This is a genomic window from Bacillus sp. B19-2, assembly GCF_022832475.1.
Classification (GTDB): Bacteria; Bacillota; Bacilli; order Bacillales; family Bacillaceae; genus Bacillus; species Bacillus paralicheniformis.
Genome location: NZ_JALHKQ010000003.1, coordinates 182,634 through 203,603, shown reverse-complemented (window position 1 = coordinate 203,603; position 20,970 = coordinate 182,634). Strand labels below are relative to the sequence as shown.

General features: G+C 47.7%; 17 protein-coding genes. 1 reads left to right on the top strand and 16 read right to left on the bottom strand.

Features of this window, described 5'->3' with window-relative positions; translation table 11 throughout:
* Nucleotides 1–26: 26 nt before the first annotated feature.
* The 7 genes from MST20_RS13350 to hemA form a co-directional block, all read right to left on the bottom strand.
* Entirely contained in the window at nucleotides 27–1,538 is a 1,512-nt protein-coding gene (locus tag MST20_RS13350; protein ID WP_243942805.1) for a LysM peptidoglycan-binding domain-containing protein, read from the bottom strand.
* A 149-nt stretch (nucleotides 1,539–1,687) separates the two neighbouring features.
* Complete coding sequence (hemL, locus tag MST20_RS13345) at nucleotides 1,688–2,983, bottom strand: glutamate-1-semialdehyde 2,1-aminomutase (protein WP_165427712.1); 1,296 nt, start codon at nucleotides 2,981–2,983, stop codon at nucleotides 1,688–1,690.
* Between the two features lie 26 nt (nucleotides 2,984–3,009).
* The gene (gene hemB, locus MST20_RS13340) at nucleotides 3,010–3,984 is read right to left on the bottom strand and encodes a porphobilinogen synthase (protein WP_243942803.1); all 975 of its coding nucleotides are present in this window, start codon (nucleotides 3,982–3,984) and stop codon (nucleotides 3,010–3,012) included.
* 3 nt (nucleotides 3,985–3,987) lie between these two features.
* Nucleotides 3,988–4,779 (bottom strand): uroporphyrinogen-III synthase, encoded by a 792-nt coding sequence (locus MST20_RS13335; protein ID WP_243942801.1) that lies wholly within the window; start codon nucleotides 4,777–4,779, stop codon nucleotides 3,988–3,990.
* Nucleotides 4,769–5,710, bottom strand: a complete 942-nt coding sequence (gene hemC, locus MST20_RS13330; protein WP_243942799.1) for a hydroxymethylbilane synthase — start codon at nucleotides 5,708–5,710, stop codon at nucleotides 4,769–4,771. Before hemC ends, MST20_RS13335 begins: the two co-directional genes overlap by 11 nt.
* Nucleotides 5,711–5,748: 38 nt before the next feature.
* The gene (locus MST20_RS13325) at nucleotides 5,749–6,579 is read right to left on the bottom strand and encodes a cytochrome c biogenesis protein (protein WP_075752503.1); all 831 of its coding nucleotides are present in this window, start codon (nucleotides 6,577–6,579) and stop codon (nucleotides 5,749–5,751) included.
* Between the two features lie 5 nt (nucleotides 6,580–6,584).
* Complete coding sequence (gene hemA, locus MST20_RS13320; RefSeq protein WP_076793586.1) at nucleotides 6,585–7,946, bottom strand: glutamyl-tRNA reductase; 1,362 nt, start codon at nucleotides 7,944–7,946, stop codon at nucleotides 6,585–6,587.
* Nucleotides 7,947–8,134: 188 nt separating this feature from the next.
* Here hemA and MST20_RS13315 point away from each other — a divergent pair, with 188 nt between their 5' ends.
* Nucleotides 8,135–8,620 (top strand): hypothetical protein, encoded by a 486-nt coding sequence (locus MST20_RS13315; RefSeq protein WP_243942797.1) that lies wholly within the window; start codon nucleotides 8,135–8,137, stop codon nucleotides 8,618–8,620.
* A 48-nt stretch (nucleotides 8,621–8,668) separates the two neighbouring features.
* Here MST20_RS13315 and yihA read toward each other — a convergent pair whose 3' ends face one another.
* The 9 genes from yihA to leuB form a co-directional block, all read right to left on the bottom strand.
* Nucleotides 8,669–9,256 (bottom strand): ribosome biogenesis GTP-binding protein YihA/YsxC, encoded by a 588-nt coding sequence (gene yihA / locus MST20_RS13310; protein ID WP_154995868.1) that lies wholly within the window; start codon nucleotides 9,254–9,256, stop codon nucleotides 8,669–8,671.
* Nucleotides 9,253–11,577 (bottom strand): endopeptidase La, encoded by a 2,325-nt coding sequence (gene lon, locus MST20_RS13305; RefSeq protein ID WP_243942795.1) that lies wholly within the window; start codon nucleotides 11,575–11,577, stop codon nucleotides 9,253–9,255. The genes yihA and lon overlap by 4 nt, the downstream gene beginning before the upstream one ends.
* A 192-nt stretch (nucleotides 11,578–11,769) precedes the next feature.
* Nucleotides 11,770–13,425 (bottom strand): ATP-dependent protease LonB, encoded by a 1,656-nt coding sequence (gene lonB, locus MST20_RS13300; protein ID WP_243942793.1) that lies wholly within the window; start codon nucleotides 13,423–13,425, stop codon nucleotides 11,770–11,772.
* Nucleotides 13,426–13,608: 183 nt separating this feature from the next.
* The gene (gene clpX, locus MST20_RS13295; RefSeq protein ID WP_243942791.1) at nucleotides 13,609–14,874 is read right to left on the bottom strand and encodes an ATP-dependent protease ATP-binding subunit ClpX; all 1,266 of its coding nucleotides are present in this window, start codon (nucleotides 14,872–14,874) and stop codon (nucleotides 13,609–13,611) included.
* 268 nt (nucleotides 14,875–15,142) lie between these two features.
* A complete protein-coding gene (gene tig, locus MST20_RS13290) occupies nucleotides 15,143–16,417 on the bottom strand; it encodes a trigger factor (protein ID WP_243942789.1) in 1,275 nt (424 codons plus the stop codon).
* A gap of 226 nt (nucleotides 16,418–16,643) precedes the next feature.
* The gene (gene ddcA, locus MST20_RS13285; RefSeq protein ID WP_243942787.1) at nucleotides 16,644–17,651 is read right to left on the bottom strand and encodes a DNA damage checkpoint antagonist DdcA; all 1,008 of its coding nucleotides are present in this window, start codon (nucleotides 17,649–17,651) and stop codon (nucleotides 16,644–16,646) included.
* A gap of 129 nt (nucleotides 17,652–17,780) precedes the next feature.
* A complete protein-coding gene (gene leuD, locus MST20_RS13280) occupies nucleotides 17,781–18,380 on the bottom strand; it encodes a 3-isopropylmalate dehydratase small subunit (protein ID WP_243942785.1) in 600 nt (199 codons plus the stop codon).
* Nucleotides 18,381–18,392: 12 nt separating this feature from the next.
* The gene (gene leuC, locus MST20_RS13275; protein ID WP_243942783.1) at nucleotides 18,393–19,811 is read right to left on the bottom strand and encodes a 3-isopropylmalate dehydratase large subunit; all 1,419 of its coding nucleotides are present in this window, start codon (nucleotides 19,809–19,811) and stop codon (nucleotides 18,393–18,395) included.
* Between the two features lie 33 nt (nucleotides 19,812–19,844).
* Nucleotides 19,845–20,957, bottom strand: a complete 1,113-nt coding sequence (gene leuB, locus MST20_RS13270; RefSeq protein ID WP_025811033.1) for a 3-isopropylmalate dehydrogenase — start codon at nucleotides 20,955–20,957, stop codon at nucleotides 19,845–19,847.
* Nucleotides 20,958–20,970: the final 13 nt, after the last annotated feature.

Sequence of the window (20,970 nt, the reverse complement as noted above, 5' to 3'; positions counted from 1 at the left end):
GGCTTCACCACATTTTTATCAATGCATTAGGCATGGCTGTTTTGATAATCCGGTATATAAAGGATCTGTCCCTCTTTTAATTCCTCGTCAAGGGAAAGGGAATTCATCCGGATGAGCTGCTGGACGTTAATATCATAGCGCTCGCACAGAAGATCAATGGTATCGTTTTGCTGAACGATGCACATCCTCATTCGAGTAAACTCCTCCTCTCCCTGTTTTGTAAACAGCTTTGTCAAATAGAGAGCATTGTCGTTCTCCTTCGCTGACACTTCCTGTTCGTCTGATGCCGGCATCTCATCTCTTTCTTCTTCGGGCTCCGTCTGCTCATGAAACGAATATTCCGGGATTTCAATGGTATGTCCGGCTCCCTCTTCTTCATCAATCGCTTCTGCTTCCTGTGTCACTTCAACTTCAAACGTCTCGGGCTCCCTGTCATTCTGGTCTTCTTCCAAAAGAGGCGGAACACCGTAGAACGGGGTTTCTTTTGGTTCATCATGAGGTTGATAAGCCCTTTGGAGAGGCTCCGGCTCTTCTTCCGCTTCTTCCCTTTTCAACTCGTATTCTTCCGGCTTTGTTTCTACTTTCTCCCTTTTCAGCTCGTATTCTTCCGGCTTTGCTTCCGCTTTCCCCTCTTTCAGCTCATATTCTCCCGGCTTTGCTTCTACTTTCTCCCTATTTAGCTCATATTCATCCGGGTTTGCTTCCGCTTTCCCCTTTTTCAGCTCGTATTCTTCCGGCTTTGCTTCTGCTTTCTCCCTATTTAGCTCATATTCTTCTTCCGGATGTTCAAGAGCGGCATCTTTTTGATTTTCCATTTCGCGCTTCGCACGCTCTGCCGCAGACAAAGACGCTGTAAAAAACGGCTTTGTTTCCTCTGTATCGTCTCCGAGAAACGACTGGTAAATCGGAACCGCTTCCTCATCGGTATCAGTTTCTTCTGCTTCTTCATACGGCTGTTCTTCGTCCTGCTCTTCATAAGATCTGTCAAGCTGAATCAAAAATTCTTCCTCTTTACCCTGCTCTTCGTCGTCTGAAGGTGATCTGAAGGCAGGCTCGAGCTCCTCTTCCGGCTGGACGGCCGCAGGCATAGTACGCGGTTCTTTTTCACCCGCTTCACCGCTTACATTCAAGAGGCCTTCAATCGCCAAATCAGCTTGAATCGTCAGCATCCTCGCATCTGTCAGCTGATAATCGAAAGCGTCAATAAAAACAAATACGTCGTTTAAATGATTGACCTTGTCTTTCGGGATGGTGATATCCACTGGGAAACAATGCGTCAGCTCTGCGCTGCCGTCCCCTTTCAGCTTTACATCTTCCACAAATCGGCTTGTCGCAGGCAGCTCTGCATACTCCCGGGTTTGATCTATGTTGTATTCGCCTGTCAGCTCTAATGACCCTCGTATGGATACATAATCATTTACTTCCTGAACAGTAATGTCAGGATCCAATGAAATCGATAATAATTCGGATACTTCCTGTCCTTTTTGAAAACAGATTGACTCTTCTACAGAAAATTGCAAACGATTGTTTTGCGGCAAACTGATATCCTCCCTTCACCTAATTTTTAAAATTAGATGTCAGTAAAGATGTATGTGAAAAGCAGGCAGAATATGAACAGAAAAATCATAAGCCGTTACCGGCACCATGCAAAAAAAGAGCCGCCGGCAATGTCCGGCAGCCCTTTTCTTTATCTGGAGCGGCTGATTCTTTCGAATACGCGTTCAGCAGCTTGAATCGTATGCTCAATGTCGTCATCCGTATGAGCGGTTGACAAGAATAGCCCTTCAAACTGTGAAGGCGGGAGAAACACGCCTTCATCGGCCATCCCTTTATAATATTCGGCAAACAATCCGAGGTCAGACTGTTTCGCTGTATCATAATTGATGACCGGTTCATTTGTGAAGAAAAAGCCGATCATAGACCCCGCCCGGTTAAATGTACACGGAATGCCATTTTTCTCTGCAGCTTCAGAAATTCCTTTTTCCAAACGGTCTGCTTTGCGGGAGAACTCCTGGTAGGATTCAGGAGTCAGCTGTTTCAATGTTTCAAGTCCGGCTGTCATGGCAAGCGGGTTGCCGGACAGTGTGCCGGCCTGATAGATCGGACCGCTCGGCGCAATTTTCTCCATGATTTCCGCCTTACCTCCATAAGCGCCGACAGGAAGACCGCCGCCGATCACTTTTCCGAGGCAAGTCAAATCAGGCGTCACTCCGAAATAGCCTTGCGCACAGTTGTAACCCACCCTGAAGCCTGTCATTACTTCATCAAAAATCAGCAGAGCGCCATGCGTCTCAGTCAGCTCGCGAAGCCCTTCGAGGAACCCTTTAACCGGAGGTACGACACCCATATTGCCCGCGACAGGTTCAACGATAACGCCGGCAATGTCCTCTCCGAATTCCTGAAAGACAAGCTTCATGCTTTCCAGATCATTGTAAGGAACGGTAATCGTGTTTTTTGCAATGCTTTCCGGAACTCCGGGACTGTCAGGGAGGCCAAGCGTCGCTACTCCAGAGCCCGCTTTAATCAGCAGGGAATCACCGTGTCCATGGTAGCAGCCTTCAAATTTCACGATTTTGTTACGGCCTGTGTATCCGCGTGCCAGCCGCAAGGCGCTCATCGTCGCCTCCGTACCGGAGCTCACCATCCGAACGATTTCTATGGAAGGAACCCGGTCGATGACAAGCTCGGCAAGCTCGGTTTCCAGTTGTGTCGGTGCACCGAAGCTTGTTCCGTGTTCTGCCGTTTTTTGAATTTCTTTCACCACTTTTTCATTGCTGTGTCCTAAAATAAGCGGTCCCCATGACAAGACATAATCGATGTATTCGTTTCCGTCAATATCATAGATTTTTGATCCTTTTCCCCGCTCCATAAAAATCGGGTCCATGTTCACTGATTTAAAGGCTCTGACCGGACTGTTCACCCCGCCAGGCATGACGCGTTGCGCCTCTTCGAATGCCGCTTTAGACTTCTCATAGCTCCGCATCCTCTAAAACCCCCCAGTTCAAATTCTTATTCCGAAATCCATTTTGCCGCATCTTTTGCAAAGTACGTAATGATCAAATCGGCGCCCGCCCGCTTCATGCTTGTCAGCATTTCGAGAACAAGAGCTTTTTCTTCAATCCAGCCGTTTTGGGCCGCGGCTTTGACCATTGCATACTCCCCGCTTACATTGTATCCGACAACAGGCAGGTTAAATTCGTTTTTCACTTCTCTGACGATATCAAGATATGAAAGCGTCGGCTTGACGATCAGGAAATCGGCGCCTTCTTCCACATCGGATTTTGCCTCCCGGAGAGCCTCCCTGCGGTTAGCATAATCCATTTGGTACGTCTTGCGGTCGCCGAACTGCGGACTGCTTCCCGCGGCATCGCGGAACGGGCCGTAAAACGCGCTCGCATATTTTACAGCGTACGACATGATCGGCACATTTGTAAATCCTTCCTGATCAAGCGCCTCCCTGATGGCGGCAACGAAACCGTCCATCATGTTTGACGGCGCAATAATGTCAGCGCCTGCACGGGCTTGGCTGACAGCGGTTTTTGCCAAAAGAACGAGCGATTCGTCATTTAATATTTCACCGTTTTCCACAAGGCCGCAGTGACCGTGGTCCGTATACTCGCATAGGCACGTATCTGCGATAACGACAAGCTCAGGAAAGTCTTGTTTAATTTGTACAATCGCTTTTTGAACGATGCCGTGGTTGTGATAGGCTCCGCTTCCCACATCATCTTTATGTTCAGGCACGCCGAAAACGATCACAGATTGAATGCCGAGGCTTGCGACTTCCTCCATTTCCTCTTTCAGCCGGTCCAAAGACAGCTGGTATACGCCCGGCATGGACGGAACTTCGCTTTTGACGTTCTCTTCCTCGGTAACAAATATCGGATAAATGAAGTCAGATGCTCTTAACTCGGTTTCTCTTACCAATTTCCGCATACCTGCTGTCGTCCGCAGGCGGCGGTGTCTTTGAAATGATGCTTCCATTTGTCATTCTCCCTTTCTTGAAATGCGGCACATTTCACGCAGCATTCCGTCGATTGTATAGACGGCCGGCATATATGAAGGAATTCCGTAGTCCGACAGCGCCTTCTTTGTCATGGGCCCGATCGTAATAAAATCCGTACCGTTCTTTTCGGCCCACGTTCTGCTCTCCTCTTTCAGAATGGACATGAATGTATGTACCGTCGAGGAACTCGTAAATGTCACAAAATCAAAAGACGCGTGTTTTGCTGCTTCCTTCAGCTCCAGGATTCCCTTTTCATCACGAACGGTTTCATACAAAATCCATTCCGAAACTTGAATTCCGAGCGGAGTGAGGGTTTTCTTGATGACGTCTCGGGATAAATTTCCTTTTAAAACGGCCACTTTATCATGACGGCCGGCATTTCGCTTGAGTGCCTCAGCCAAATGTTCAGCCACGTATAACTCAGGCATCAAATCGACAGAAAGACCCCTGTCACGCAAATACCTGGCTGTTTTTTCACCGACAGCGGCAACCTTCGCCTTTGATGCGAAAGGAACGCTGAACCCGGCGTTCTTTAAATAAGAGAAAAAGAATTTTGCCCCGTTCACGCTTGTAAAAACAAGCCAGTCCGCGCTTTCAAGATCTGCTCGAAAGCGCCGGGCCGCCTCCGGCGGGAGGGCGGGCCGAAACGAAATCAATGACGTTAAAACAGCTTCTCCGCCCAAAGCCTCCACCTTTTCCCTGAAAGATTGGGCTTGCGCTTTATTGCGGGTGACGAGCACTTTCTTTCCCTGTAAAGGAAGATCATGCTTCATTGTCTTCCAGCTCCTGTTTCACCCGGTCAATCAGTGCCTTTGCTCCTTTTTCCGACATGACTGCCGCGCATTCTCTGCCGACAGCCTCCGGATCTTTTCCTTTTACTGTTTCTTTGTATGCGATTTTTCCGTCAGGCGATGCCACAAGACCGGTCAGTTCGATGACGCCGTCTTCGTCCATCGTCGCAAATCCTGCGATTGGCACTTGGCAGCCGCCTTCCATTGCATGGAGAAAAGCGCGCTCGGCCGTGACGGTCAGCTGTGTGTAGCGGTCGTTCAGGCGCGAAAAGAGGGACAGCAGTTCCTCATCCGAGCCCCTGCACTCGATCGCCAACGCGCCTTGCCCAACGGCGGGAAGGCAGCTCTCCGGATCGAGAAATTCGGTGACGACATCGTCCTTCCAGCCCATTCTCGACAGGCCTGCAGCTGCTAAAATAATCGCGTCGTAATCTTCGGTTTCAAGTTTTTTCAGCCTTGTATCGATATTTCCCCTGATCCACTTGATCTCAAGGTCTGGGCGCATTTGCAAAAGCTGCGCGCTTCTTCTGAGGCTGCTCGTGCCGATAACCGCGCCTTGTTTCAGGTCGGCCAGCTTTTGACGGCCTTTTGAAATGAGAACGTCCCTGGCGTCTTCCCGTTTTGGAATGCAGCCGACCATCAGCCCTTCGGGAAGCGCCGACGGCATGTCCTTCATGCTGTGAACGGCCATATCAATTTCCCCGGAAAGCATCGCCTGTTCGATTTCTTTGACGAACAGGCCCTTCCCGCCGACCTTTGACAGCGTAACATCCAAGATCCGGTCGCCTTTTGTAACGATTTCCTTTATTTCAAACGTGAAATCCGGATTTAATTCCTCCAGCTTTTTGATCACCCATTTTGTCTGGGTCATCGCCAATTTGCTTCTTCTTGAGCCTACAATGATGTTTCTCATGTTTTCTTCCTCCCAATCCGTCACGGGCAACCGTTTTACTAACTAAACCAATGAAATTGCGAAAAGCTGCCGAGCAAAAAGAAATTGATTAAAAGAACAAGAAAAGACGCGGCATTCCACATGGCCGCGATCCTGCCCTGCAGCTCTTTGACAATCCTGATAAATAAATAGTATCCGTATAAAAAAAGCAGGACGATCGATCCGAGCACTTTCGGATCGGCCCAGTACAGGGTTTCAAGCGATACATACGACCAGATAATCCCCAGAATCAGGCTCAGCAAAAGCATGGGAACGCCGATGAGATTGAGGACATAAGCCATATGATCAAGTTTTGGCAAATCTTCGATTCTCAAGAGCCATTTCCCCCACTTTTTCTTTTTCAATAAGCGGTACTGAAAAAGATACAGCACGGAAAAGACAAACGACAATGAAAACGCTCCATACGAAAGAATCGCCATTGTAATGTGGATGATCAAGAGCTCGGACACAAGCCTTCCCGAGAGCTCCGCCGACTGCTGCGCCGTCGGCGTAAACGTGTGGATCGCCGCCATTGAAAAGCCGATGAGATTGGTGAAAAAAACGAGAAATTCCACTTTCAAAAGCTTCGTCAAAACGAGAGACAGCGTGACGAGCACCCACGCGTAAAAATAAAGCCCCTGCGCATTATTCAAAACAGGAAACTGGTCTGTGTACTGCATGAAATAAAAAAGGTATACCGTCTGGAGAATCCAGACAATAGAAAGCAACCAGAAGGCCGCTTTTCCCGCCTTCCGGTTGTGCTGTAAAAAGTCTATAAAATAAAAGAGAACGGTGAGCGCGTACAACACGATTGTAACTTCGTTAAGCCTTGCTAACAATGTGTCTGTCATGTCTGTCACTCGCTCGCGATAGAAGTCAAACCCTGCTGGTTTTGCCGCTTAAACGCATGAACCGGCTGGCGTTCGTCTTGTTTCTCTCCGTCAGGAAAAGCCGCTTCTTCAATATCAAAAATCTGCGTAAACAGCGCAAGCTTTTCTTCGGCATCAGCTTCTGACGCAAACTCCTTCACTTTTAAAATCGGGTCGCGCAAAAGCTGGTTGATAATGCTTTTCGTATGCTTGTTTAAAAGTTTTTTCTCTCTTGTGCTCAAGTGAGGGAGCTTCCGTTCGATGCTCTGCATCGTTTCCGCCTGGATTGTCAAAGCTTTTTCCCTGAGGGCAGAGATGACCGGCACGACGCCGAGCGTATTCAGCCATTGTTTAAAAGCGACGATCTCAGCTTCAATAATCAGCTCCACTTCTTCAGCAACGGCCTGACGCTCCTTCAGATTTTCTTCGACGATCCCTTCAAGATCGTCAATATCGTACAGAAAGACGCCTTCCACTTCGCTGAGAGCCGGGTCAAGATCCCGCGGTACGGCAATATCCACCATAAAAAGCGGACATCCTTTGCGAAGCTTATTGACATGTTCGATCATCTCTTTTGTGACGACATAGCCGCTGGCGCCCGTTGAACTGATGAGAATGTCGGCTTCCATCAAAGCGCATTGCAGCTCATTTAAGCTTTTCGCCGCGCCTGAAAAACGGCCGGCAAGCTCCTTCGCTTTTGAAAATGTTCTGTTGATCACGGTAACCTGTCCGATTCCGTGGCCGTGCAGGTTTTGAACCGCAAGCTCTCCCATTTTGCCCGCACCGAGAATCAGCACGTGTTTATCGGAAAGGTCGCCGAAGATTTTCCTCGCAAGCTCGACGGCTGCATAGCTGACGGATACAGCATTTGAAGCAATATCCGTTTCGGCATGGCAGCGCTTCGCGACAGTGACCGCCTGCTTAAACAAATAGTTGAAAACGGTACCAATTGTCTTCTCTTCCTGAGCCAGCTTAAAACTTGTACGCACTTGGCCTAAAATCTGCGTTTCTCCAATAACCATCGAATCCAATCCGCACGATACGCGGAACAAATGTTCAACGGCTCCGTCGTTTTCATAAAACTTCAAGTAAGGCGAAATGTCCTCTTTGCTTAATCCGAACCAGTTCGCCAAAAACATTTTCATATAATAACGTCCGGTGTGCAGCTGATCAACGACTGCATACAGCTCTGTCCGGTTGCATGTCGACACGATGATGTTCTCAAGTATGCTTTTTTCTTCTTTCAACTGCGACATCGCCTGCCCCAGCTCATCCGGCTGAAAGGTTAACTTTTCACGTATATCAACAGGGGCTGATTTGTAATCCAATCCCACGACAAGTATATGCATAACTCTTGCTTGCACCCCCAACATCTATCTAAATTAGAATGATTATAATATAGAATTTATTATTCAAAACGATTATAACATATATTCACTATTTTCTCTTCTCAAAATGTGAACAGATTTTAAAAAATTGATGTGATATAGTAGAAAATGTGTTTCTATTTCTTTCACTACATCAAGAAGGTGATACTTTGAAAAAGAAATCTGTTTTGCTCCCATTGCTGTTGATAGCCGTGGCTGTCTACGCCTTTCTGCGGTCGGACCGGATCAGCCTGTTTGACGGACAGGAAGAATGGTCTGTACTTGCGGGGCTCATCGGGCTGGCTCTTTTTTATCAGGGGCAGAAAGAAGCCGATTCCGCCCATTCCTTTGCAGGGCTCTTCATGACAGCGATCGGCGTTTATTTCACATTTAAAGAGGACTATTTCAGCCGCGCGGATGATTTTGCGGTCATCGTGCTGATTCTCGGTGCGGCGCTTCTTGTCAAATCGTTTAAGACGAAAGAATATCAATATGAGAGTCTGCTGATGATCGCGGTCGCCCTCTATCTTTACTTTTTCCGGCAGATTGCCGCCTGGCTGAAGTCGGTCAATATCGAGACGGCATATGTAGAAGCCTATTGGCCTGCCGCTTTTATCGCGGTTAGTCTGCTTTTATTATTCTTAAAAAGAAAATAGTTTATTCAAGAAAAAGCACTTGCATCAAACCCGCAAGTGCTTTTTCTTTTATTTCGCGATCATTTGCTCGATCGCCGACCATGCTTCTTGTTTACCCTTTTTCGTCTCGGAGGAAAACAAGATGAGCTGGTCTTCTTTTTCTATATTGAGCGTCTCTTTAACGACTTTGGCATGCTTTTCCCATTTACCTTTAGGGATTTTATCCGCTTTTGTCGCAATCACGATCACAGGAATTTCATAATGCTTTAAAAAGTCGTACATGATGACATCGTCCTGTGAAGGAGCATGCCTGAGGTCGACGATTTGAACGACCGCTTTCAGTTCTTCGCGGGATGTCAAATACGTCTCTATCATACGGCCCCAAGCCTCGCGCTCCGTTTTGGAGACTTTTGCAAATCCGTAACCGGGCACATCGACAAAGTGAAGGACATCGTTAATGATATAAAAGTTTAGTGTCTGTGTTTTGCCCGGTTTTGAAGATGTCCTCGCTAAGTTTTTACGGTTGATCATTGTATTGATAAATGAAGATTTTCCAACATTGGATCTCCCGGCAAGGGCGATTTCCGGCAGTCCCCCTTCAGGATACTGCTCGGGTTTCACCGCACTGATGACAATCTCTGATTTCGTTACTTTCATTTCTCTTCTCCTACTAGCGCATGCTTTAGAACTTCGTCCAGGTGAGCGACGGGAATGAAGGTTAAGCCTTCCCGCACGCTGTTTGGAATGTCCTCAATGTCTTTTTCATTATCTTTCGGCATAATGACAGTCTTTAAGCCGGCACGATGTGCGCCGAGCGCCTTTTCCTTCAGGCCGCCGATCGGAAGGACGCGGCCTCTTAATGTGATTTCGCCGGTCATGCCGACATTTCGTGAAACAGGTCGGCCCGTCAGCGCCGAAACAAGAGCTGTCGCCATTGTGATCCCCGCGGATGGGCCGTCCTTCGGAACAGCTCCTTCCGGCACGTGAATGTGAATATCGTGTTTTTCATGAAAATCAGGGCTGATGTTCAACTCTTCCGCCTTTGAACGGACATAGCTGAATGCGGCCTGCGCCGATTCTCTCATGACATCGCCGAGCTTTCCGGTTAAAATGAGCTTGCCTTTCCCGGGGGAAAGAGACACTTCAATGGACAGCGTATCTCCGCCGACCGTCGTGTAGGCGAGACCTGTGACAACGCCGATCTGATCGTCGAGCTCAGCCTGTCCGTATCTGAACATTCTTTTTCCTAAATAGTCTTCAAGGTTTTTGTCCGTGACCGTAATTCTTTTTCTTTCCCCTGATACGATCAGCTTCGCCGCTTTTCTGCATACCGCTGCGATTTGGCGTTCAAGGCTTCTGACGCCGGCTTCCCTCGTATAATAGCGAATGACGTCCAGGACAGCCTGCTCCCGCATTTGCAGATTGGATTTTTTCAGACCGTGTTCTTTCAGCTGTTTTGGAAGCAAATGATCTTTGACGATTTCGACCTTTTCCACTTCCGTATAGCCTGCGATCGTGATGATCTCCATACGGTCTCTGAGCGGACCGGGGATTGTGGCCAGGTTGTTCGCGGTTGCAATAAACAAAACCTTTGATAAATCAAACGTCTCTTCAATATAATGGTCGCTGAACGTATGGTTTTGTTCAGGATCGAGCACTTCCAGCATCGCTGAAGCAGGATCTCCCCTGAAATCCGAAGCCATTTTGTCAATCTCGTCCAAAAGGAACACGGGATTGTTCTTGCCTGCTTTTTTCATCCCCTGAATAATGCGGCCCGGCATGGCGCCTACATATGTGCGGCGGTGGCCGCGGATTTCAGATTCATCCCTAACGCCGCCAAGGGAAATGCGGACAAATTTGCGTCCGAGCGATTTGGCGATCGATTTTGCCAGCGAGGTTTTTCCGACACCCGGAGGTCCGGCCAAGCATAAGATCGGCCCTTTTAACGAGCGGGTCAGCTTTTGGACTGCCAAATATTCGAGAACCCGTTCTTTCACTTTTTCAAGGCCGTGGTGTTCTTCATCAAGGATTTGACTGGCGAGATTCAAATCAAGCCTGTCTTCTGTCGCATCGTTCCACGGGAGGGAAATAAGCCATTCAATATAATTGCGGATGACAGAGCTTTCAGCTGAGCTTGACGGAATTTTTTCGTACCGGTTCAGCTCTTTAAACGCGGTTTCTTTCACATTGTCAGGCATGCCGGCCTGTTCGATTTTCTCAGTCAGCTTTTGGACCTCGCCCGTTTTTCCTTCTTTATCGCCAAGCTCTTTTTGGATGGCTTTCATCTGCTCGCGCAGGTAATACTCCTTTTGCGTTCTTTCCATTGAACGCTTGACGCGCTGCCCGATCTTCTTTTCAATCTCAAGGACTTCTTTTTCGTTGTGAATCAGGTCGATCACTTTGTTTAATCTGGCTTTGACATCGATCGTTTCCAGCACTTCCTGCTTGTCTTTCAGCTTAAGCGGCAGGTGGGAGGCGACGATATCGGCCATTCTTCCCGGCTCTTCAATATCTGTCACAGCGGCAAATGTTTCAGCCGATATTTTTTTCGAAATCTTTATGTATTGATCGAAGTGGTCAAGCAATGTGCGCATGAGTGCTTCATCTTCAACATCTTTTTCAGTCTCTTCATCGATTCGTTCGATTTTTACAGACGTATATTCATCTAAATCATGGTACTCAAGAATGCGGGCGCGCTGCAGCCCCTCCACCAAAACGCGGATCGTTCCGTTCGGCAGCTTGAGCATCTGCTTGATTTTCGTATAGGTTCCGAATGTAAAAATCTCGTCTTCATCCGGTTCGTCTATGGATATGTCCTTTTGTGTTGCCAAAAAGATCATATGGTCATTCATCATCGCCTGTTCAAGCGCCTGAACCGATTTTTCACGTCCGACGTCAAGGTGCAAAACCATCGTCGGATAGACGAGTAAACCTCTTAAAGGGAGGAGCGGGATGTTTCGTTTCGTTTCATCTGCCATTTTGACTGACACCTCCGTAACTTTAGTATGAACCATTATAATATACTTTTTTTATCCCTGTACAATTGTAAGCCCGGCGAAATAAAAAGGGTCTCCTGTAGTATACCCTTTCTTTCAGTTCTGAAAAAGGAAAAGATGTCCTCCGCTAAGAAAACCTGCCCGAAAAAAATCCCCATCTGAAACGATGGGGATTTATACGGATTCTCTTTTCATTTCAGCGCCGTCAGGCACTTCTGAAGGAGGGTTGACCAATGCGAGGTCCAGCACTTCCTGCAAGGTTTTGACGGGAATGATATGTACGCCTTCTATCCGCTTTAAAATCGACTGGACATTTTCGTGCGGAATAATGACCGTTTTTGCCCCCGCATGCTTGGCCGCTTTGATTTTCGGAATCACGCCGCCGATCGGCTTTACCCGGCCGTTCAGGCTGATTTCCCCTGTCATGGCGACAGTATGGTCTATCGGAACCTTATGAATGGCGGAGAAAATGCCCGTAGCCATTGCAATTCCTGCAGATGGTCCGTCAACCGGGATACCGCCGGGGAAATTCACGTGAATATCATAATCCGAAGCTTTTACTCCCATTGTCCGCAATACAGTCATGACATTTTCGACCGATCCTTTCGCCATGCTTTTCCGGCGGATCGATTTTGACTGGTTGCCGATATTCTCTTCTTCTGCGATGCCTGTGATATTAAACGATCCCTTATCAGCAGCCTTGTTGACTGTGACTTCAATTTCGAGCAGCGAACCGCTGTTAGGGCCGTGGACGGCAAGTCCGTTGACGATGCCGATCTGCGGTTTGGAGGCAATTTTTTGTTCGTATTTCGGTGTCAGCTGGCTCGAATGGATCACCCATTCGATATCTTCAACCGTCACCTCGTCGCGCTCTTCAGTCAAAGCCATTCCGGCGGCGATTTGCATCATATTGACGACTTCGCGGCCGTTTCTCGCATACCGCGTCAACAGATCAAGTCCTTCCTCTGCGACTTTCTTCTGAATCTTATCAGCCGCTTTTTTGGCGACCGTTTTTAATTCTTGCTTTTCAAGATCGCGGAAGAACACTTCCAGACATCTCGACCGGATCGCTGGCGGGATTTCGTCAGGCATCCTCGTCGTCGCGCCGATCAGTCTGAAATCCGCCGGCAGCCCGTTTTGAAAAATGTCGTGGATATGTTTGGGGATTTGCATGTTTTCTTCACTGTAATAGGCGCTTTCCAAAAATACTTTCCGATCTTCAAGCACCTTCAGCATTTTATTCATTTGAATCGGATGAAGCTCTCCGATTTCGTCGATGAATAATACCCCGCCGTGTGCATGCGTAACGGCTCCCTGCTTTGGCTGAGGAATTCCGGCCTGCCCCATCGCTCCGGCACCCTGATAAATCGGATCGTGGACCGAACCGATCAACGGGTCGGCGATTCCCCGCTCATCAAAGCGGGCCGTTGTCGCGTCAAGCTCGACAAAGACGGAATGTTCCTGGAACGGTGAGCGCTTGTTCTTTTTCGCTTCTTCGAGAACAAGCCTTGCAGCTGCGGTTTTCCCCACACCTGGAGGGCCGTAAATAATGACATGCTGCGGATTCGGTCCGCAAAGGGCGGCTTTCAGCGCTTTAATGCCGTCCTCCTGGCCGACGATGTCTTTAAAAGCTGTCGGCCTCACCTTTTCTGATAACGGTTCTGATAAATGGATTGATCTCATTTTCCGGAGCTGTTCCATCTCTTTTTTGGACTCTCTGTCTATCGTAACCTTTTGGGTTCTTTGATTCTTGAGCAAATTCCAAAAATATAATCCGATGATGATCCCGAAAAATAGTTGTACAAAAAGTGCAATGCTCGTCCAGCTCAACTGATGGTCCCTCCTGAAATGGTTTCGTATCTTTAAGTATGTCAGATAGTATTTCCTGATCAGGGAGGGAATAAACGTACAGAAAGGGATAATTTTGCATTCGGAAACCGTCACTTTTTTCTGTATGCCGACGGTTTCCGAATGCAAAAAAAGAACCTCCTTTTGGCCAGGAGGTTCTCTGCATTATGCTGAAGTTTTTTTGTCTTTATTGACGACCGTGCCGTCTTTCATAATGAGACGCGGCGGTTCGCCGTCAGTGACGGTTTTGCCTGTAATCACGCATTTTTCAATATCCTCGCGGGACGGCAGATCGAACATCACGTCGAGCATGATTCCTTCGATAATGGAACGAAGTCCGCGTGCTCCTGTTTTACGTTCAATTGCTTTTTTAGCGATTTCTGTGAGCGCTTCGTCTTCAAATACAAGCTCCACATCATCCAGCTCAAGCATTTTTCTATATTGTTTAACAAGTGCGTTTTTCGGTTTTGTTAAAATTTCAACCAGCGCTTTTTCATCGAGTGGTTCAAGGCTTGCGATGATCGGGAGACGGCCGATGAATTCAGGGATCAGACCGAAGCGAAGCAAGTCTTCCGGAAGCACTTTGGAAAGAAGCACTTCTTTTTCAAGATCTTCATGCTTGTTGTCAGAGCCGAAGCCGATGACCTTCTGACCGAGACGGCGTTTGATGATTTGCTCAATTCCGTCAAAAGCTCCGCCGCAAATGAACAGGATGTTGGTTGTGTCAATCTGGATGAACTCTTGATGAGGATGCTTTCTTCCGCCTTGTGGAGGAACGCTTGCAACCGTACCTTCAAGAATTTTAAGCAGAGCCTGCTGAACGCCTTCACCTGATACATCGCGTGTAATCGAAGGGTTCTCGGACTTTCTGGCCACTTTATCGATTTCATCGATGTAGATAATGCCTTTTTCCGCTTTTTCAACATCGTAGTCAGCAGCCTGGATCAGCTTAAGCAAAATGTTCTCCACATCTTCACCGACATAGCCTGCTTCAGTAAGCGAAGTGGCATCCGCAATGGCAAACGGCACATTCAGGATGCGGGCTAGCGTTTGAGCAAGAAGCGTTTTTCCGCTTCCAGTCGGTCCGATCATGGAAATATTACTTTTTGACAGCTCGACATCATCGACTTTGCTGTTCGAATTGATCCGCTTGTAATGATTGTAGACGGCCACGGCAAGGGATTTTTTTGCCTGGTCCTGGCCGATGACGTATTCATCAAGAATCTCGCGGATTTCCTTTGGTTTCGGAACATCTTTGAACTCCACTTCTTCTTCAGAGCCGAGTTCCTCTTCTACAATTTCAGTGCAAAGTTCGATGCACTCGTCACATATATATACGCCTGGTCCGGCGACAAGCTTGCGTACCTGATCTTGTGTTTTGCCGCAAAACGAGCATTTTAATTGTCCTTTTTCCTCGTTGAATTTAAACATTCTTTCACCCCTTATATCCTTGTCATTCCTGTTTCTTCGTTAAAAGAAACATCGCTTGAAAACATTCGTTCCATTATGTATTGCATTTTACCACACTTTCCAAAAAGGCGATAACGTTGTGTTTGCCGTTCGGCATATTCAATATGTATGTTGATCAAAACGACATTATCTATCCTTTCCCAAAGAAAAGATGATAAGTCAAAATTGTATAAAACAAGGCACGAAACATTCGCGCCCTGTTTTATATAAAGTATGATTATGAAACATATTAACGGTTTTCTACAAGAAAATCAATTGCTTTGCGAACTTTTAAGTCCTCTTTCATTCCTTCTGTAGAACCGATTGCTTGTTTGATGTTTTCAACAGGCATGTTGTACGCTTCAGCCATTTTAGAAAGCTCTTCTTCGACTTCTTCGTCAGTGACTTGAAGGTTTTCAGCTTTGGCGATCGCTTCCAGTGTCAGGTTGGATTTTACGCGTTTTTCAGCATCCTCTTTCATCTGCTCTTTCAGCGCGTTTTCATCCTGTCCTGAGAATTGGAAGTAAAGCTCAAGGTTCATGCCTTGCATTTGCAGACGCTGTTCGAATTCTTTCATCATGCGGTCAAGCTCTGTGTCGACCATCGCTTGAGGAATGTCAGCTTCAGCGTTTTCAGCTGCTTTTACGACAAGCTCTTCGCGAAGTTTAGCGTCCGCTTCGTTTTCTTTTGCTTCCTCGAGACGTTTTTTCGTTTTTTCAGTCAGCTCGGCAAGCGTTTCAACTTCCTCATCGACATCTTTCGCAAACTCGTCATTAAGCTCAGGAAGCTCCTTCGCTTTGATTTCGTGGATTTTCACTTTGAATACGGCAGGTTTGCCTGCAAGCTCTTCCGCGTGGTATTCCTCTGGGAATGTCACTTCTACGTCTTTTTCAGCACCGGCTTCAAGTCCGACAAGCTGATCTTCAAAGCCTGGAATGAAAGAGCCTGAACCGATTTCAAGGGAATAGTTTTCCGCTTTTCCGCCTTCGAACGCTTCGCCGTCTACGAATCCTTCGAAGTCAAGAACAACAGTGTCCCCTTCTTCCACTTTGCCGTCTTCTTTTACAACGAGCTCAGCCTGGCGCTCTTGAAGAGACTTCAGTTCGTTTTGAACGTCTTCATCCGTTACGGCAGTGTCGTCTTTTTCAATGCCAAGGCCTTTGTATTCGCCAAGTTTCACTTCAGGCTTAACCGTTACCTTCGCAGTGAAGATCAGGTTTTCGCCTTTTTCGATTTTTTCCACATCGATTTCCGGACGGTCAACAGGCTCAATGCCCGCTTCCTCTACCGCTTTCGGATACTCGACAGGAAGCAGGATGTCCAGCGCATCCTGATAAAGCGCCTCAACGCCAAAACGCTGTTCAAACAAACCGCGCGGCACTTTCCCTTTGCGGAATCCAGGAATGGATACTTGCTTTACGACTTTTTTAAATGCATCATCAAGGGCTTTATTAAAGGTATCGGCATCTACCTCAACCGTTAAAACGCCTTCGTTTCCTTCTTGCTTTTCCCATTTTACTGACATGTGTTTCCCTCCAAAATCTATTCAGGTTGTGTCGATTTTCCATTTTAAAACAAGCAAACGGCCACGTCCATCGCAAGCTGCCGACTGTGTGCAGCTCATGTGTTTCTGACAGCCATCATTATGTATACAAAGATAAATAATGAACCTTAAGCGGCAAACGGATCAACTACCGTTTTTCACAAATGCAACCACTATATTATAACACAATGCCCGCTGCTTTCAACATTTACAAATAAGAAATTTCTTCTATGTCTTTGATCAGCGCGCAGGCCTCGTCAAGCTGTCTGTCATTGAATTCATAGAGAATATGAAGCTCCTCTTTATCGATGTCAATCCCGTGCAACTCGTATCCGACTTTATGCAGCGCGGCAGCCCAGAGCTCGCGGTTTGAGTATTTCGGCTGAAACGGATAGAGGACGTAAATATGCCTTCTCCACAGATCTTCGACCGCTTGGTACAGAGTGGGATTTTCATTCCCAAGCGTGTCATCGAGCACGCTCAGAACATGCTTCAATATCGGCATGTCATCAGGCTTGACCGTCTCTGTCGGATTAATTGTCATCGAATCGCCAAATTTTGCGACAAGCGTCGGCTTTTCATGGTCTGACTCGGCTAAAAGCTGAAGAATCATCGTTTTTACGACAGGATGTGCGCTCGGATTTTGCAGAATCGTTTTCAACAAGCCGATATAGCTTGTCAGATTGCGGTCCTTCAGTCCGTGAAGAAGCTTTACCTGCTCTTCCGTGTCATTCAAAAGCCTTTCCTGATCAACTTCCTCCGTCTCGGGAAGGTCTTCGGTGATGTCCTCAGGTCCGGGGTCTTCCGTCATCTTGCGGCTGAAATCAAGCAGTTTATAAAACTGTTCCGCGCTTTCAGGAGGCAGCTTGTTTTCTTCGAGTACAGCTTCAATCGTTTCTTTTACTTTTTCGTATTGTCTGAGCTGGATTAAAATCGTCATATAGACTTGTAAAACGGTAAAATAATGGCCGTGGCCTTCTTTCAGCATTTTTTCGCAGATGCCTTTCGCTTCTTCAAGCTCGCCGATTTCCAGCAGGCAGATGGCCATTCCCAGATAAATATCCGATTCCTCGTCATCGTAGCGCTTCGCTTCAGAAAACAGCCTGAGCGCTTCGTGGTAATTCTTTTCTTTGAGCGCGGCCATCCCTTTGTGCACTAAACGCTCCTTAACGTTCGGGAACGGGATGATCTTCGAGTTTTTCTTGTCATGCTTCATTTCTAAGTTCCTTTCAGGCACTTATTTTTTAACAAGTGTATCAACCTGGCCCGCTAAACACAAGAAAGAACCGGCGGCAGTATGCTTCCGCCAGCAAAAAAAGCCTCCGATCTACATCGGACAGCTTTTTTATGCTTGCAACCAAGAACTTCTCTGTTTCTCAAATTGTTCGATTTCTTCTTCAAGGAGCAATGTTAAAGAAATTTCATCGTAACCGTTCAGCAGCATCTCTTGCCAATGCGGATCGACCTCAAAGGCAATCTGCTGCCCTGCGTGGTCTGTTATCGTCTGTTTTTCTAGATCGACAGTCATCGTCAAAGATTGATACTCATACTGTTCAGCAAGCTCTTTCCACGTCTCATAAGGAAGGCGGATCGGCAGCATCCCGTTTTTAAAACAGTTTTGGTGAAAGATATCGGCAAAAGACGGCGCGATAATGATTTTAAATCCGTAGTCGTCAAGCGCCCATGGCGCGTGTTCCCTTGAAGAGCCGCAGCCGAAGTTTTCGCCGGCGATTAAAATCGAAGCGCCTTTGTATTCCGGCCGGTTCAGCTCAAAATCAGGGTTGGGATCGCCGTTATCCAAATACCTCCAGTCAAAGAAAGCAAAACGTCCGTACCCCGTTCTTTCGATCCTCTTTAAAAATTGCTTCGGAATGATCTGGTCCGTGTCTACGTTGATTCTGTTTAGCACCGCCGCTATTCCGGTATGGGTCTTTAATGGCTCCATCTTGTCACTCCTCTATACAGCTGTTGTCTCTTGGTAATATTTTCTGACATCGACAAAGCGTCCGTGAATCGCGGCCAACGCAGCCATCGCCGGGCTGACGAGATGCGTCCTGGCCCCTTTGCCCTGCCTGCCTTCAAAATTGCGATTGGAAGTGGAAGCACAGCGCTCTCCTTCAGGGACAACATCGTTGTTCATGCTCAAACACATGCTGCATCCCGATTCTCTCCATTCAAAGCCCGCTGCAAGGAAAATCTCGTGGAGCCCTTCTTTTTCAGCTTGAATTTTGACGCTTTGCGAGCCGGGAACGACGATCGCCCTGACACCGTCAGCGACTTTTTGGCCTTTTATCATTTCAGCCGCCTGGCGAAGATCTGTCATGCGCGAGTTGGTGCATGAACCGATAAAGACGTGCTCAATTGTGATATCCTCGATTTTTTTATATGGTTCAAGACCCATATATTCATATGCGCGCTGCGCTTCTTTTTTATCGTCTTCCTGAGAGAAAGCCTCAGGCCCAGGAATCGTTTCATCAACCGGCAGCACCATGCCGGGGTTGATGCCCCACGTCACCATCGGCGAAATGGCGCTTCCGTCCATCACGATCGTCCGGTCGTAGACCGCCCCCGGATCGGTTCTCAGATTCTTCCACTCTTCTACAGCTTTCTCAAACTCTTCGCCTTTTGGCGCATATTTTTTCGTTTTGACATATTCAAATGTTGTTTCATCCGGTGCAATCAATCCGGCTCTTGCCCCAGCTTCGATTGACATGTTGCACACCGTCATCCGTTCGTCCATCGACATGTTTCGGAATACTTCGCCGGTATATTCAATGACATAACCCGCACCGAATTTAACCCCGTATTTTCCGATGACCGCCAGAATGACGTCTTTAGCCGTCACTCCTTTTTGCAGTTTGCCGTCAACGCGGATTTCCAGCGTCTTCGGTTTTTGCTGCCAAAGCGTCTGCGTTGACAAGACGTGCTCGACCTCGCTCGTTCCGATTCCGAAAGCGAGCGCGCCAAACGCTCCGTGTGTGGATGTATGGCTGTCTCCGCAAACGATCGTTTTGCCCGGCAGCGTCAGCCCCAGTTCAGGCCCGATGACATGGACGATCCCCTGATCGACGCTAGACAAGTCTGCGAGGCGGATGCCGAATTCTTCGCAATTCCGTTCGAGCGCACTGACCTGCCGTTTGGCAACATCATCTTTAATCTCAAACCGATTGACAGTCGGAATGTTGTGATCCATTGTGGCAAACGTATTTTGAGGCCGTCTGACTTTTCTGTTCTTTTGCCTAAGGCCTTCAAAGGCCTGGGGTGACGTTACCTCGTGTATCAGATGCAGATCGATATAGAGAAGGTCAGGCTTCCCTTCACCTTTTTTAATCACGTGTTGATCCCAAATTTTTTCGATGATCGTTCGAGGCATCATCTTTCTTCCTCCCTCTACCAATATCCATTTTCCTTAAACGTAAGCGGTCATGATGTTTGAAATGGCATTGCCGTCTGCCAGCGCAGCTTTTACTTCCCCTGTAATCGATTGAGTCGTGCAATGCTCCGATCCTTTTGCCAGGTCCTTCGTCCGCTTACCTGCCCGGAGAACTTGATCAACTGCGTGTTCAACAGCTTTTGCTTCAGCTTCAAGACCGAATGACGTCCTGAGCATCATCGCCGCGGACAAGATTGCCGCAAGCGGATTGGCAATGTTCTGACCCGCGATATCAGGAGCCGAGCCGTGCACAGGTTCATATAGATGAAGTCCAGAGCTTGATAAGCTTGCCGACGGCAGCATGCCGAGCGATCCGGTCAACATCGATGCTTCATCGCTTAAAATATCGCCGAACATGTTTTCAGTCACGATAATGTCAAACTGTCCAGGCGCGTAAATGAGCTGCATCGCTGCATTGTCGACGAGCATGTGCTCAAGCTTGACGTCAGGAAACTCTTTCGCTACTTCTTCCGCCGTCTTGCGCCATAGTTTGCTTGACTCAAGGACGTTCGCTTTATCAACGGAGGTCACTTTGCCTTTTCGTCTCTGCGCCATTTGGAAGGCCTCCCTGATGACCCTTTCCATTTCCGACTTTTTATAAAACAGTGTGTCAACGGCTTCTTCCTCGCCGTTCTGATTGACGTACTGCTCGCTCGGCTTTCCGAAATACAAGCCGCCCGTCAGCTCGCGTACGATGACAAAGTCAACACCTTCGATATATTCGGTTTTTAACGGAGAAGCCTCCGCAAGGCTTTCAAATACTTTAACAGGCCGCAGATTGGCAAAAAGATCGAGCTGCTTGCGGATGGCGAGCAGCCCTTTTTCAGGCCTCAGTTCAGAAGGATTTTGATCCCATTTCGGCCCGCCTACTGCTCCGAGCAAAATGGCGTCCGCAGCTTTGCAGGCGGCGACAGTTTCCTCGGGAAGCGGCGCTCCCGCCTCATCAATTGCCGCTCCGCCGATCAGGCCGTATTCAAATTCGAATTCATGCTGATAATGTTCAGCAACGCTTTTCAGCACATCAACAGCCGCGTCCAATACTTCGGGACCAATTCCGTCACCGGGCAAAAGTGCGATTCGTTTTTTCAAATTCAACAAACTC